We start from the raw sequence: 14,663 nt of genomic DNA, 5'->3' as shown, positions 1-14,663 counted from the left end.
TCCTCAATCGAGCTACTGGGCCATTTCGCAACACAGGCATGCCCACATTGGGATGGGCAGATAGGTATCGGAATGGTTTTCATGCCGCATCCATTTGTGGCAAGTCGTTCAATCCTTGTCCTCGCCAAAGAACGAAAGCCAGAATTGGCTCGTCGGTTGTTGTCATGGCGTGGCTTTGCCAGCTGCAGTGATGTCGTGTCTGATTGGGGCCGACATAAGTCTCGTCTTCATCGACACGGAACATCGCTCCACCGCCTACGATCAGATAGAGTTCTTCGGCCTGATGGCTGTGCCAATCATAATTCAGACCCGCCCCCCAGTAGGCGACGTAGCCGCGCATTTGGGTCGAGTGGAAATGCCCGGTTGGGCCGAACAGCTCATAATAGCCATAGCGGTTAAGAAAATCGGCGCCGACCTCTTCCTCCGTATAGGTGTGTTTCCACTGCGCTAGATGTGCGGTTGCCCTGATCGCGTCGGAAAGGGATCGCGTTGCGTACCCGGTCGCGAAGTCAGTTTGCTGAATCAATTCAACGGCTGGGATTTGGTATGGCTCCTGATCCGTTGGCGTCAGGTCATCAGGCCAGGCTCCGAATTCTGAAAGCTCAGGATGTGATTGATGCATCTGTCGGGCAGCTTCGAGAACGTCGTCCATCGTCATGGGATCACCACGATATTGCCGGTGTGCTGCTTGGCAATGAAAGCGGCTTGCGCTTCGCGCAACTCTTCCAGCGGAAATGTCGCGGCCAGGGCGGGCTTGATCTCACCGGCCTCGATATACTGAACGATGTTACGCATCACCTGCGGATCAATCACGGTAGAGCCGGTGAAGGTCAGGTCACGCAGGTAGAATGTGCGCAGGTCAAATTCGACCATGGGCCCGGCAATCGCGCCCGAGCATGTATAGCGCCCCCCACGTTCCAGAATGTCGATCAGGTTGGGCCAGTAGGGGCCACCAACCACGTCGGCTACAACGGTGACCTTTTCATTGCCAAGCGCCGCACGCAGGTTTTCCGGAGCGCGTGGCAGGATCATGTCCGCGCCCAGTTTCGCCACGTCTGCGTGTTTCGCCTCTGACGCCAGTGCAATGACACGGGCACCCCGGCGTTTGGCCAGTTGCACCAAGGCACCGCCAACCCCGCCCGAGGCTCCGGGCACCAGAACCGTGTCGGCGTCGGTGACGTTGGCGCGGGTCAGCATGCCCTCGGCAGTCGAATAGGAACACGAGAACGTTGCCAGTTCGGCATCCGACAGGTCGGACCGGATCGGCACCGCGTTAACCGCCAGGGTCGTGGCGTATTCGGCGAACCCACCGTCCCGTTCCGAGCCGAAATAGCCGGTTTTGTCCTTATTGCCCGGATCAGACGGGTCGCGCAGCCATCCATCGGTGATCACACGTTGACCGATCAACCCGGGGTCGACGCCTTTTCCCACGGCGACGACCTCCCCGCAGATATCAGCCCCTTGGATCCGGGGAAAAGTGATGGGCGCGCCGCCCCAGGTAGGATCCTCGTCACTGACTTCCTCGAACGCGTCGCCCGTCGTTGCATCGGTCACGGTTTTTGAGTACCAGCCGGATCGCGTGTTGACGTCGGTATTGTTTAGCCCGCAGGCTGCGACTTTGATCAACACCTCGCCGGCTGCGGGATCCGGGCGCGGCCAGTCTTTGTGCAGCACCATTTGTTCCAAGCCGCCATGGCCCATCGTGACCATGGCCTTCATTCTGTCAGGCAAGCTCATTATGCAGTCTCCAAAATAGCGTCGGTGCGGGGCAGCAGGCTTTGCGGATCATAGGCTGGTTCGCCCAGAACACAGGCCGCGCGGGGTTGGCCATGGATCACGACCTGTAACTCGGTGCCAGGGGCAGCAGCCTCGGGCTTGATGTACGCAAAGGCGAGTATCTTGCCGACCGTGTGCCCATAGACGACCGAGGCTGTTGAACCCACGACACGACTATCCAGCATCACCGCTTCTCCACCGTGGCCGTCAATTTCACCATCCGGCTCAATTTCGAGATAGGCACACACCCACGGCAAGTCAGCGTTCAGGGTTTTGTCTTTGCCCAGATACCTTTTGTCCGTACGCGCAAAGCGCAGCACATCAGCCTCGGCCAAGGTGACCTCGTTGGTCAGCTCGCCCGCGCCCTTGAACCCCTTCTCCATCCGCATCACATTCATGGCAAAGCTGCCATAGTCGGTGATGCCATGCGCCTCACCCGCGGCCCAAAGCGCGTTGTAGACGTCAAGACAGGCGGCATTGGGCATGTGAAGTTCCCATCCCAGCTCACCTGCATAGGACATGCGGAAGGCCCAGACCTTGTGGCCTGCGATGGTGATCTCCTGCGCGGACAGCCAGCGGAACCCGGCATTGGTCAGATTGGCATCGGTGCAGCGGGACAGTACGTCGCGTGACCGGGGACCGTTCAGCGACAAGGCCGACCAGTCGGTGGACAGCGCGGTAATCTGTACATCCTCACCGGCACGCTCGTGTGCCAGATGATCCAGTAGGCGCTGTTCAAAGAAGGCCGCACAGACCAGGTAGAAGCGGTCCTCGGCCTTGCGGACAATCGTCGTTTCCAATTCGATCCGCCCGCGTCGGTTCAACATATGGGTCAGCGTGATCGAGCCCACCTTTTGCGGCATCCGATTGGCGGTCAACCGGTCCAGCAGGGCGTGGGCGTCTGGACCCGAAACCTCGACCTTGGTGAAAGCGGTGACATCCATGATGCCGACCTGTTCGCGCACCGCATTGACTTCAGCCGCGACCATGTCGTCTGCCGGTGTGCGGCGGAAGGAGTAGTGATCGTGCTGCTCAACCCCATCCCGCGCGAACCAGCGGGGGCGTTCGAACCCATAGACCTCTTCATGCACCGCGCCTTTGGAGTTCAGCAGCTCATACAGCGGCGATGGCTTGATCGGGCGGCCTTCCAGACGATTGAAATGCGGGAAAGGGATTTCATGGCGCAGGCAGTAGTCTTCCTCGGCCTTGATCACCTGCCAATCCTTGGTGGCATACGCCCCAAACCGGCGCGGGTCGAATTCGCGCATCGAGATATCGGCCGCCCCATGCACCATCCAGCGCGCCAGTTCGCGGGTCAGACCTGGCCCCCAGCCGATGCCGATCTGCGTCCCGCAACAACACCAATAGTTCCGAACACCCGGCGCTGGCCCGATCAGCGGGTTGCCGTCGGGCGGGTGCGAAATCGCCCCATGCACGTCACGTTGAATGCCCAGATCAGCAAAGATCGGCATCCGGTTCAGGCTTTCTTCAAGCCAGGGTATCACCCGGTCGTAATCCGCATCGAACAGCCAGTTCTCGTATTCCCAGGGGCAATGATCATGCCAGACCGAGTTCGGGTTTTCTTTTTCGTAAATCCCGATCAGGCCGCGCTGCTGCTCCATCCGGATGTAGCCCGAGACCTTGCGGTCATCGCGGATCACGGGCAGTTCCTTGTCCAGATTCTGGAAGTCGGGCACCGGCTCGGTCACGAAGTAATGGTGGGTCATCGAGGTCATGGGCAGTTGCAGCCCCGACCATTCGCCCATCTGACGGGCATAGGTGCCGCCAGCGTTCACCACATGCTCACAAGTTATGGTGCCCTGTGCGGTCTCTACCACCCACTCGCCATTCTCGGCCTGCGTAATGTTGATGGCGCGGCAGTTGCGGAAGATGCGTACACCCTTTTGCCGCGCTCCAGTTGCCATTGCCATGGTGACGTTGGTCGGGTCCACATGCCCGTCATCAGGCGTGTGCAGTGCACCCAACACGCCTTCGAGATTGTAGAACGGGTGCAGTTCGGCCACCTTTTCAGGTCCGACCAGCTCAATGTTGAACCCCAGCGACCGGCCCACAGACAGGGTGTGACGCAACCAGTCCATCTCGTCCTCGGTATAGGCCAGACGGAACGATCCGCAGCCATGCCACGTCACCGGCTGGCCGGTTTCGGCCTCTAGCTGGCCAGAATACAAACTGATGTTGTAGTCGACGCATTTACCCAACCCAAAACTGGACGTCGAATGCGTGATCTGCCCAGCGGCGTGCCAGGTGCTGCCGCTGGTCAGCTCGGCCTTTTCAAGCAGGATGGTGTCGTCGCCCCATCCTTCATGCGCCAGATGATAGGCCAGACCGACTCCCATGACACCTCCGCCCACGATCACCACGCGGGCATGCGACGGCAGATTCTTCTCGGACATGATTTTTCCTCTTCCCGAGTCGCGTTTCTGCTCGACAGGCTAATTCCACAAATGTACCATCGTCAATCATGAATGACACAAATGTATCATCAACTGTTCTGGATCGCCTGTCCGAGGAATGGGACGCCCTTACGCCCGAAGCGCAGAAGGCCGCGCGTTACGTGCTGGAAAACCCAACCGATGTTGGAGTTTCTACCGTGCGAGAGATCGCCGAGGCGGCGAAAGTCAAACCCAACACGTTTGTCCGCATGGCGCGGCAGGTGGGGTTCGAGGGCTACGAAGATTTTCGCGCCCCGTTCCGGGATGCGATCCGGCAGGGACGAGTGTCATTTCCGGACCGCGCCCGCTGGTTGCAGGACATCGGCAAGTCAGGGGAACTGGGCGGCCTCTATGCCGATATGATCGGCGCCGCGATCCGCAATATCGAAGAAACCTTTGCCGGGATTGACGCCGCTAATCTTAAGTCCGCAGCCGAGGATATCTGGAATTGTCGCCAGATTTTCACACTGGGTGTGGGCGTCAACAATTCGAACGCACGCAATTTCACCTATCTGGCTTCAACCGGCATGAAACAGTTCCACGCTATCCCGCGTCCCGGCTCTACTCCGGTGGATGATCTGGCATGGGCTGACCAGCAGGACGTACTGATCGCCATCACCTGCCATCCCTACCGCACCGAAGTGATCGACGCGATCAAACTGGCGCGGCAACAGGGAATGACCGTCATCGGCATTTCAGACAGCCCGGCCAGCCCGGTGATCCTGAACGCACAACACGGTTTTGTCGTTGCCGCCGACACACCACAGTTCTTTCCGTCCTCGGTTTCGACCATCGCCTTGCTGGAAACGCTGCTGTCCTTTGTGATTGCCGTTTCCAGCGATGAGATCGTCGAGCGGGTAGAACGATTTCACCAACGCCGCCACCAGCTTGGCCTCTACGCGGAGGAACCCGAATGAACGCACCTCTGACGCATTCACTGGACGCCCGGTATTACACTGACCCAGCGATCTTCGAGCAAGAGATGCAGGGATTACTGGCCCGAACGTGGCAATTTGCAGGTCACGTCGCCCAGGTGCGCGAGACAGGGGATTACTTCACCTTCGAGATTGCTGGACAGAACCTTTTTTGCATTCACGGCCGCGACGGGGAAATCCGAACTTTTTACAACGTCTGCCAGCACCGCGCACATGAGATGGTGACGGGCGCAGGCAACACTCGGGTCGTGGTCTGCCCCTACCATGCCTGGACTTATGAGCTGTCCGGTCAATTGCGCGCCGGGCCGAACATCAAATCTGTACCCGGCTTTGACCGCAGTGCCATCTGCTTGAACTCGGTTCGGACCGAGGTGTTCAACGGATTCATCTTCGTCAATCTCGACGATGACGCCGCGCCGATGGATGAATGGTACCCCGGCGTGCGCGAGGAAATCCGCGCCTTTGTTCCGCATATCGACGATCTGGAACCACTGGAATGGGTCAAGATCCCCGAGAACTGCAACTGGAAGGTCAGCATCGAGAACTACTCGGAATGCTATCACTGCCCGACCAACCACCCGACCTTTGCGGAAGGCGTGGTCAAGCCCGAGACCTATGACATCCAGCCCGACGCAGGGGGTGGTTATGTCCTGCGCCATACGACAGAGTGTCAGAGCCTCGACAAGATGACCTACCCCATCGATCTGTCGGTGCCCCATGCGGGCGATTATCAGTCGTGGTTCCTGTGGCCCATGTTCTCGTTCCAGTGCTACCCGGGCAATGTGCTCAACACTTATCACTGGCGCGCGGTCGATGCCGACCACTGCACCGTCTGGCGCGGCTGGTACACCGAGGGCGGCTCGGAAAGTGCGGTGATCCGGCAACTGGCCGTGCAGGACCGCGAAACCACGGTAGAAGAAGATATCCACCTCGTTGAATCCGTTCACCGCGGCCTGAAATCCCGCGGTTACCGCCCCGGCCCGCTGGTGCTGGACCCGGGTTGTGGCGTGATGTCGGAACACTCGATTGCCCGTTTGCAGCAATGGATGCGCGAGGCGGTGGACTAGTGATGAGGTGGCCCGCCCATGCTGATGCCTGAAGACTGGCGCCCCGAACACAAGCTGTTTCCCTATCAGGTCGGCTTTACCAGCCCGCCCTTCGACTTTGACGCGGCGCCGTCGGATTTTCTGCGCATGTGCCCTGAAACGGTCGGTGTGCATGGCTGGATGCTGCACGTCCCGAACTACGTGCACGGGTTGAACCAGCGGAAACAGAACTTCGGCATGCTCGAGGATTTCGTCCATTGTATGTCCCGCAACGGCGTCGATGTTTGCGGGCAGGTCGGTTCGAACTGGGTCCACGCCTGTGGGTTAGGCGTCGAAGGGGTCCGGCAGCATTGCGCGGATCTGTCGGACAAGTACGGCACACAGTTCCACATGGCCGGTTACGCCATGGTCGAAGCGCTGCGCGAGATGAATGTCGAAAAGGTCGCCCTGAACGCGGCCTACCACTGGCCTGAATGGTGGCGGGGCACCGTCGGATTTCTAAAAGAAGCCGGGTTCGACGTGCTGTATGCCGGTAATTTCCACGATCAGGGATGGTTCAGCAGCCAGGAGGAGGTCAATTCCTACCGCTGGGTTTTTGACGGTGATATCGCGATGAAAAGCTTCGAATACGTGGCCGAGCAGGCCCCGCAGGCCGATGCGATCCTGATCAACGGCATGTGCAATTTCCGCACGGGGCCGAATGGCCTGCCACAGCGCCCCTTGCATCTGGCGGATACGCTTGAGGCCGCGCTTGGCAAACCGGTGATCGGCCACGACATCGCGCTGTACTGGCGCATCTTCAAATCCCTCAACCTCGCGCCGGAAACACCCCGCGGGCAACTTCTGGGGCGGCTATAAACTTCACTTCAAAGGATCATCGACATGAACAAAGTCCTCGCGCTCTGGGCGGTGCCCCGCTCTACGTCCACTGCTTTTGAATGGATGATGCGACAGCGCGGAGATCTGGATTGTCTGCACGAACCCTTTGGCGAAGCGTGGTATCAGGGTGAAGACCCGCTGTGGCACAGGTTCCAGCCGGAGGACGTGACGACACCGGGCCTGACACTGGACACGGTTTGGGCCGACATTCAGGCGCGCGCGCAGAAGAGGTCTGTCTTCATCAAGGATTTCCCGCATTACATCAATCACATGTGGGACGCCGAGTTCCTGTCGAATTTCAACCACGCCTTCCTGATCCGCGATCCGGCAAAAACGATAACCTCAATGTACAAACAATGGCCCGACTTCGCCGAAGGTGAGGTCGGCTTTCCAGAACAGCGGGCCCTGTTCGATCTGGTTACAGCCCTGAACGGCACGCCCCCACCTGTTATCGACAGTGATGACCTGCTGGAAGACCCGCACGCCATGACCGAACGCTTTTGCGAAGCGGTCGGCATCCCGTTTCTGGAAGACGCGTTGAGTTGGGAACCCGGTGGCGACCCATCCGCGCACTCTTGGTGGGATGGCGGGTCGTTCCACGCCAATCTGGCCAATTCGACGGGGTTGGCTCCGCAGCCCCGCAAACATATCTCGATCTCGGACGCGCCGGATCGGGTCAAACAGGTGTACCGCCGGATGAAACCCCACTACGACCATCTGTACAAACATCGGCTGACTGGCTGATACACCGGAGAGAAAACATGGCAGACATTTTTGACGAGGACCTGTTCCTGAAAGGCCTGGAGCAGCGTAAGAACACGCTTGGTGCGGAATATGTAGAAAAGAACCTAGCGGCGGCCGATGACTTTACCCGCCCGTTTCAAGAAGCGATGACGGCGTGGTGCTGGGGGTTTGGCTGGGGCGATGACGTGATCGATGCCAAAACGCGATCGATGATGAACCTGTCCATGATCGGCGCGCTTGGGAAGATGCATGAATGGGAAATTCACTGCAAAGGCGCGATCAACAACGGCGTCTCGCCCGAGGAAATCCGAGCCATCATCCACGTGATTGGCATCTACTGTGGTGTCCCACAAGCGCTGGAGTGTTTCCGCGTTGCCCGCAAGGTACTGGGCCACACCTGACCCGGTGACCGTCTTATCCAAAAAAAAGCGGCCGCTGGGGCCGCTTTTATTCATGCCTTGTGCGTCGTGCTTATTCGAGTGACACCCACAGCACTTTCGCATCTTCCTCACTGGTTGAAATGCACCCGTGCCCCATCCCGCTGTCATAATAAAGCGAGTCACCAGCCTTCATCGGCAGGGGGCGATAATGCTCTGATACAAAGATCAACTCGCCGCTGATGACATACATGAACTCTTCACCCGTATGCCGGATCCAGTTTTCGAACTCCGACAGGTCGCGGGCTTTGATTGTCGCGATATAGGGCAGCATCCTCTTACTGGTCAGCTCGGGACACAGCAATTCATGTAAATAGGTCGGCGTGCTTTTTATCTCGCCTTCACCTTTCGGGGTAAAGTCGCGCCTTCCCGAAATCCCCGATTGCCCGGACTGCAGAAACAGCTGAGGGGTGCTCATATCCAGCGCCTGTGTCAGCCTGCGCACGATGTCGAAACTTGGCCGCGTCTGGTTGTTCTCGATCTTCGACAGCGTGGACCGACCGATTCCCGCCGCGCGTCCAGCTTCCTCCAAAGTCCAGCCTTTTGCACGTCGTGCATCGCGTATGGAACGCCCCAGAACCTCACCTTCGTCCTGATCTTCCGGTGAGGAAACATCACCGCGAGTCTCGTCGCCCATAAAAATCTCCCTGTTTTATCAGAGGTTACAGATTTCCCTCAAACCACACAACTTCACAAATGTGAGATATATGTTGCTTTATCTGCACGATTTCCACTATAGGAAACAAAATTTCGTACTGAGGATTCGGTGCCTGAGGAGGAAACCATGTTCAAAACGTCGCTTACCGAAGCTGATCCGGTTGTCGCAGCGTCAATTGCGCGAGAAGGCAAACGTCAGGCTGAACAGATCGAATTGATCGCGTCCGAGAATATTGTCTCGCAAGCTGTGATCGACGCGCAGGGGTCAGTCCTGACCAACAAATACGCCGAAGGGTACCCTGGTCGTCGCTACTATGGCGGCTGCGAATTTGTAGACGAAGTTGAATCCGAGGCCATCGACCGTCTGAAACAGTTGTTCGGCTGCGAATACGCAAACGTTCAGCCGCATTCGGGCGCGCAGGCAAACGGCGCTGTTAAATTGGCCCTGCTCAGCCCCGGCGACACGATCCTGGGCATGTCACTGGATGCGGGTGGCCACCTGACGCACGGTGCCAAACCAGCACAATCCGGCAAGTGGTTCCGCCCGGTTCAGTACGGTCTGACCGATGCCGGTCTGATTGACTATGATCAGGTCGAAGAACTGGCGAAAGCCGAAAAGCCGCAACTGATCATCGCTGGCGCATCCGCCTATTCGCAAAAGATCGATTTCGCCCGCTTCCGCGCCATTGCGGATGAGGTCGGCGCTTGGCTGCTGGCGGATATGGCACATATCGCCGGTCTGGTCGCAACCGGGCTGCACCCCTCGCCTATCGGCCACGCGCATGTGGTTACCTCGACCACACATAAAACCCTGCGCGGTCCGCGCGGCGGGATCATTCTGACGAATGACGAGGCGCTGGCGAAAAAGATGAATTCGGCCGTATTCCCCGGCCTTCAGGGCGGCCCCCTGATGCATGTGATTGCCGGTAAGGCTGTCGCGTTTGGCGAGGCGCTAAAGCCCGAATTCAAGGACTACATGCAACGCGTTGTGGATAGCGCATCGGCGCTGGCAAACGTCATGATGGCGCGTGGATGTGACATCGTTTCGGGCGGCACGGAAAACCACCTGATGCTGGTCGATCTGCGCCCGCTGGGCGTGACCGGCAAAGACGCAGAAGCCGCGCTGGAGCGTGCCGGTTTCACCTGCAACAAGAACAGCGTGCCGGGCGATCCGCAAAAACCTACCGTGACCAGCGGTATCCGGCTGGGTACCGCAGCAGGCTGCAGCCGCGGGTTTGGACCGGAAGAGTTCAAACAGATCGGTCACCTGATCGGCGACGTGCTCGAGGCCTTGGCCCAATCCCCCGAGGGCGACGCGAAGATCGAAGCCGAAACCCGCGAAAAAGTCCGCGCACTCTGCGCCAGCCACCCGATCTACTGAAAGACCGTTCAATGAGTATCTACGACCTAATCGTCATCGGGGGCGGACCCGGCGGATATGTTGCAGCAATCCGCGCAGCACAACTGGGCATGAAAGTCGCCTGCGTTGAAGGCCGCGGTTCGCTTGGCGGAACCTGTCTGAATGTGGGGTGCATACCCTCCAAAGCGTTGCTGACCTCCTCGGCCAAATATGCCGAGCTTGCACATCTCTCCTCCCATGGCATTGCTGTCGAGGGGGCCAGCATCGATCTGAGCTCGATGATGGGGCGCAAGGACAAGATCGTCGGCGATCTGACCAAGGGCATTGCGTTTCTGTTCAAGAAAAACGGCGTCGATCTGATCGAGGGCTGGGCCAGTATCCCCTCCGACGGGCAGGTCAAAGTTGGCGACGATGTTTATGAAGCCAAAAACATCCTGATCGCCACCGGTTCCGAGCCAACCCCGCTAAACGGGATCGAGATTGACGAGCAGGATATCCTAAGCTCGACCGGAGCGATCGCGCTGGATGCTGTTCCCGAACATCTGGTGGTCGTCGGTGCTGGCGTGATCGGCCTGGAACTTGGACAGGTCTGGTCCCGATTGGGCGCGAAGGTCACGGTTGTTGAGTATCTTGACCGCATTCTGCCCGGAATCGACGGCGAGATAGCAAAACTCGCACAGCGCGCCCTGTCAAAGCGTGGCCTGAAGTTTCAGCTGGGGCGCGCACTGAAAACCATCGACAAAACCAACGTTGGGCTGACGCTGACATTGGACCGGGTCGGCAAAGACAAGGAAGAGGTGATCGAAGCCGACAAGGTTCTGATCGCCGTCGGACGCCGCCCCGTATCGCGCGGGCTTGGGTTGGAAGATCTGGGGATAGCCCTTGACCCGCGCGGCTTCATTCAGGTGGACACGTCGTTCCGCACCTCGGTTCCCGGCATCTATGCGATTGGCGACTGTGTCCCCGGCCCGATGCTTGCCCACAAGGCCGAAGAAGACGGCGTCGCCTGTGTCGAAATGCTGGCCGGTGAAACCGGGCATGTGGACTACAATACCGTTCCTGGCGTTGTGTATACGGACCCCGAGGTCGCTTCGGTCGGTTTGACCGAGGAAGCGCTGAAAGAAGCCGGGTCCGAATACGCTGTCGGCAAGTTTGCCTTCATGGCCAACTCACGCGCGCGTTCGACTGGCGAGACAGACGGAGCCGTCAAAGTACTGGCCGACCCAAATGGCAAAATCCTGGGCGCGCATATCTGCGGCGCACATGGCGGTGACCTAATCGCCGAACTGGTTCTGGCCATGACCAAGGGCGCAACCGTCGCCGAAGTCGCCTCAACCTGTCATGCGCATCCGGCAATGGGCGAGGCCGTCAAGGAAGCCTGCCTGGACGCCATGGGCCGCGCAATTCACGCCTGAGAGGGAACAGCCAGATGACCATCCAGCTTCGCACCCGCCATCCGGAAAAAGCCAAAAAGACTGACAGCGTCATCCCGCGAAAGCCCAAGTGGATTCGCAAGAAAAAGGGCGACGGGCCCGAATATTACGAGACCCGCCGCCTGATGCGCGACCAAAATCTGACGACGGTTTGTGAAGAGGCTGCATGCCCCAACATCGGCGAATGCTGGTCCAAGCGCCACGCCACCATGATGATCATGGGCGAAGTCTGCACCCGCGGCTGTTCCTTCTGCAACGTCTCAACAGGACGCCCCAATGCACTGGACCTGTTCGAGCCGGGCCGGGTTGCTGCAGCGGTTATGAAACTAGGCTTGCGCCACGTAGTGATCACCTCGGTCGATCGCGATGATCTGGCAGACGGCGGGGCCGAGCATATCGCGCAAACCATCCGTGCCGTGCGTCATCAGAACCCCGGCACCACGGTCGAGGTGCTAACTCCCGATTTTCTGGGCAAAGGCGATGCGGCGGATGTGGTGTTCGATGCTGCCCCGGACGTGTTCAACCACAATCTGGAAACCGTTCCGCACCTGTACCCGACCGTTCGCCCCGGCGCACGCTACTATACTTCACTGCGACTTCTGGATGATGCCAAGCGCGCAAACCCAGAAATCTTTACGAAATCCGGCTTGATGGTTGGCCTGGGCGAGAGCCTGAATGACGTGCGTCAGGTCATGGACGATCTGCGCGCGGCTCAGGTCGATTTTCTGACCGTGGGTCAATACCTGCAGCCGACCCCAAAACACCATCCAATTGACCGGTTCTGGTCACCGGAGGAGTTCGCCCAACTGGAACAGATCGCAAGGTCCAAGGGCTTTTTGCATGTGTCGGCGACGCCGCTGACACGTTCCTCGTTCCACGCCGACGAAGATTTTGCCGCCCTCAAGCAGGCCCGCCAGCGGGCCATCGCCAACGGGGCATAAACCAAACGCAAATGGGAGGGAAACCATGGAAGCGTTAAATTCAATCGTAGGAGCCATCAATGGCGTCGTATGGGGGCCGCTGATGCTGGTCCTCATCCTTGGCGTCGGCTTCTTCCTGCAGGTCGGGCTGAAATTCATGCCGATCCTGAAAATCGGCACCGGCTTCAAGCTGCTGTTTGCTGGCCGCGAAGGCCAAGGTGATGGTCAGATCAGCCCGTTCAACGCGCTGATGACGTCGCTGTCGGCAACCATTGGTACCGGCAACATCGCCGGTGTGGCCACTGCTGTCTTCCTGGGCGGTCCGGGCGCTTTGTTCTGGATGTGGATGACCGCCCTGGTGGGCATGGCCACCAAATATGCCGAAGCTGTTCTGGCGGTGAAATACCGTGAAAAAGACGAGCTGGGCAATTTTGTCGGCGGCCCGATGTACTACATCAAAAACGGCCTCGGCGCGAAATGGGCATGGCTGGGCGTTGCATTTGCCCTGTTCGGCGCAGTTGCAGCCTTTGGCATCGGAAACGGCGTGCAGGCCAACGGCGTGGCGCAGGTTCTGGAATCGAACTTCGGCGTAAACACTTCGGTCACCGGCGTTGTTCTGATGGTCCTGACCGCAGCCGTTATTCTGGGCGGCATCACCCGCATCGGTGCGGTTGCTGGTAAACTGGTTCCGGCCATGGCAATTGCATACATTGTTGCAGGCCTTTTGGTTCTGATCATCAATATCGGCGAGATCGGCAACGCGCTGTCACTGGTCTTCACCTACGCCTTCACGCCGTCCGCCGCCGAAGGTGGCTTTGCAGGTGCAGCCGTTTGGGCCGCCATCCGTTTTGGTGTGGCACGTGGTGTGTTTTCGAACGAAGCCGGTCTGGGTTCGGCTCCGATTGCTCACGCGGCAGCCGAGACCAAAGGTCCGGTCAACCAGGGCCTGATCGCGATGCTGGGTACGTTCATCGACACCATCATCGTGTGCTCGATCACCGGTCTGGCGATCATCTCCACAGGTGCATGGACCTCCGGTGAATCCGGTGCGGCCTTGACCTCGCTGGCATTCGCCACGTCGCTGCCGGGTGGCGGTGCTCTGATCGCAATCGCTCTGTCGATCTTCGCCTTCACAACCATCCTCGGCTGGTCGTTCTACGGTGAAAAATGCGTCGAGTTCCTGCTGGGTGTTAAATCCCTGATGCCGTACCGCGTTCTGTGGATTGTCGCGATCTACTTCGGCGCAACCGCGGATCTGGGCTTTGTCTGGCTGCTGGCGGATACGCTGAACGCCATGATGGCCATTCCGAACCTGATCGCCCTGGCCCTGCTGAGCCCGATCGTCTTCAAACTGACGAAAGAGTTCTTTGCCTCGGGCGGCAAATCCGAAGAGCCGGGCGGCACGCCTGCCGAATAATCCGGCCCTGAAGAATACGGGGGGCCATTCCGGCCCCCCGCCTTTGAAATAGAATTCCATATCTCGAGGAGAGACGTGATGGCCACGAAAATCCTGCTGCCTATTGACCACACCGACGACCGCTCGTGGAAACTGGCCCTGCCGGTCGCACTGGAACAGGCGAAGTTCTACGGTGCCGAACTGCATGCGGTTGCCGTCATTCCCGAGATCATCCAGCTGCCGAACCTGCCCGCCAACTATGGCGCCGGTGCCAAAGAGCACGTGCGTAATGCGGTTCAAGCCATTCTGGATCATGCCAATGCCTCCGACGTTGCAATTCACATCGAAGAAGGCAGCGTCTACCGCGAAATCCTAAAGCTGGCCTACAAGGACGGCTTTGATCTGATCGTCATGGCGTCGACCAAAGGCGATTTCCCGAATTATGAAATTGGCCCGAACCTGGCCCGTGTCGTACGCAACGCGCACTGCACTGTCATGGTCGTTCGTGACCAATCTCGCTGATCGAAAGGCTAGAGATATGACCGATTTAAAACGCACCCCCTTGTATGACTTGCACGTCGAACTTGGCGGTAAGTTGGTTGATTTTGCTGGTTGGGAGATGCCTGT

At 58.8% G+C, this 14,663-nt stretch carries 14 protein-coding genes; 10 read left to right on the top strand and 4 right to left on the bottom strand.

Going from position 1 to position 14,663, the window contains the following annotated elements; translation table 11 throughout:
• Positions 1-79 precede the first annotated feature (79 nt).
• From AC2FJF_RS22535 to AC2FJF_RS22525, 3 genes are read right to left on the bottom strand one after another with little or no spacing between them, the layout of a single operon-like run.
• Positions 80-652: a dimethylsulfonioproprionate lyase family protein gene (locus AC2FJF_RS22535; RefSeq protein ID WP_496727262.1), complete on the bottom strand. Its 573-nt coding sequence runs from the start codon at positions 650-652 to the stop codon at positions 80-82.
• A gap of 2 nt (positions 653-654) precedes the next feature.
• Positions 655-1,737, bottom strand: coding sequence for an alcohol dehydrogenase family protein (locus AC2FJF_RS22530; protein WP_496727261.1), 1,083 nt, complete (start codon positions 1,735-1,737; stop codon positions 655-657).
• Positions 1,737-4,190 (bottom strand): FAD-dependent oxidoreductase, encoded by a 2,454-nt coding sequence (locus tag AC2FJF_RS22525; RefSeq protein ID WP_496727260.1) that lies wholly within the window; start codon positions 4,188-4,190, stop codon positions 1,737-1,739. Before AC2FJF_RS22525 ends, AC2FJF_RS22530 begins: the two co-directional genes overlap by 1 nt.
• A gap of 68 nt (positions 4,191-4,258) precedes the next feature.
• Between AC2FJF_RS22525 and AC2FJF_RS22520 the strand changes: the two genes are divergently transcribed.
• Genes AC2FJF_RS22520 through AC2FJF_RS22500 form a run of 5 tightly spaced genes read left to right on the top strand, consistent with a single transcriptional unit; the run spans position 4,259 to position 8,234 of the window.
• Positions 4,259-5,146, top strand: coding sequence for a MurR/RpiR family transcriptional regulator (locus tag AC2FJF_RS22520; protein WP_496727259.1), 888 nt, complete (start codon positions 4,259-4,261; stop codon positions 5,144-5,146).
• Positions 5,143-6,231: an aromatic ring-hydroxylating oxygenase subunit alpha gene (locus AC2FJF_RS22515; protein WP_496727258.1), complete on the top strand. Its 1,089-nt coding sequence runs from the start codon at positions 5,143-5,145 to the stop codon at positions 6,229-6,231. Before AC2FJF_RS22520 ends, AC2FJF_RS22515 begins: the two co-directional genes overlap by 4 nt.
• An 18-nt stretch (positions 6,232-6,249) precedes the next feature.
• Positions 6,250-7,068, top strand: coding sequence for a hypothetical protein (locus AC2FJF_RS22510; RefSeq protein WP_496727257.1), 819 nt, complete (start codon positions 6,250-6,252; stop codon positions 7,066-7,068).
• Between the two features lie 24 nt (positions 7,069-7,092).
• Positions 7,093-7,833: a sulfotransferase-like domain-containing protein gene (locus AC2FJF_RS22505; RefSeq protein ID WP_496727256.1), complete on the top strand. Its 741-nt coding sequence runs from the start codon at positions 7,093-7,095 to the stop codon at positions 7,831-7,833.
• 17 nt (positions 7,834-7,850) lie between these two features.
• A complete protein-coding gene (locus AC2FJF_RS22500; RefSeq protein ID WP_058273646.1) occupies positions 7,851-8,234 on the top strand; it encodes a carboxymuconolactone decarboxylase family protein in 384 nt (127 codons plus the stop codon).
• 70 nt (positions 8,235-8,304) lie between these two features.
• On the opposite strand, the gene AC2FJF_RS22495 is transcribed toward AC2FJF_RS22500, so the two are convergent.
• Positions 8,305-8,907 carry a helix-turn-helix domain-containing protein gene (locus tag AC2FJF_RS22495; RefSeq protein WP_058273647.1) on the bottom strand — a complete coding sequence of 201 codons (603 nt, stop codon included), beginning with the start codon at positions 8,905-8,907 and terminating at the stop codon, positions 8,305-8,307.
• 147 nt (positions 8,908-9,054) lie between these two features.
• Between AC2FJF_RS22495 and glyA the strand changes: the two genes are divergently transcribed.
• The 5 genes from glyA (at position 9,055) to AC2FJF_RS22470 (ending at position 14,558) form a co-directional block, all read left to right on the top strand.
• The gene (gene glyA, locus AC2FJF_RS22490) at positions 9,055-10,308 is read left to right on the top strand and encodes a serine hydroxymethyltransferase (RefSeq protein WP_108860661.1); all 1,254 of its coding nucleotides are present in this window, start codon (positions 9,055-9,057) and stop codon (positions 10,306-10,308) included.
• An 11-nt stretch (positions 10,309-10,319) separates the two neighbouring features.
• Complete coding sequence (lpdA, locus tag AC2FJF_RS22485) at positions 10,320-11,702, top strand: dihydrolipoyl dehydrogenase (RefSeq protein ID WP_496727255.1); 1,383 nt, start codon at positions 10,320-10,322, stop codon at positions 11,700-11,702.
• Positions 11,703-11,716: 14 nt separating this feature from the next.
• The gene (gene lipA, locus AC2FJF_RS22480) at positions 11,717-12,661 is read left to right on the top strand and encodes a lipoyl synthase (RefSeq protein ID WP_496727254.1); all 945 of its coding nucleotides are present in this window, start codon (positions 11,717-11,719) and stop codon (positions 12,659-12,661) included.
• Positions 12,662-12,686: 25 nt separating this feature from the next.
• Positions 12,687-14,057, top strand: a complete 1,371-nt coding sequence (locus AC2FJF_RS22475; protein ID WP_108860658.1) for an alanine/glycine:cation symporter family protein — start codon at positions 12,687-12,689, stop codon at positions 14,055-14,057.
• 78 nt (positions 14,058-14,135) lie between these two features.
• A complete protein-coding gene (locus AC2FJF_RS22470) occupies positions 14,136-14,558 on the top strand; it encodes a universal stress protein (RefSeq protein ID WP_496727253.1) in 423 nt (140 codons plus the stop codon).
• Positions 14,559-14,663: the final 105 nt, after the last annotated feature.

It is taken from the genome of Ruegeria sp. CDSB013 (genome assembly GCF_059611165.1).
The sequence above is the reverse complement of the archived record's forward strand: the minus strand, read 5'-3'. Positions and strand labels throughout refer to the sequence as shown.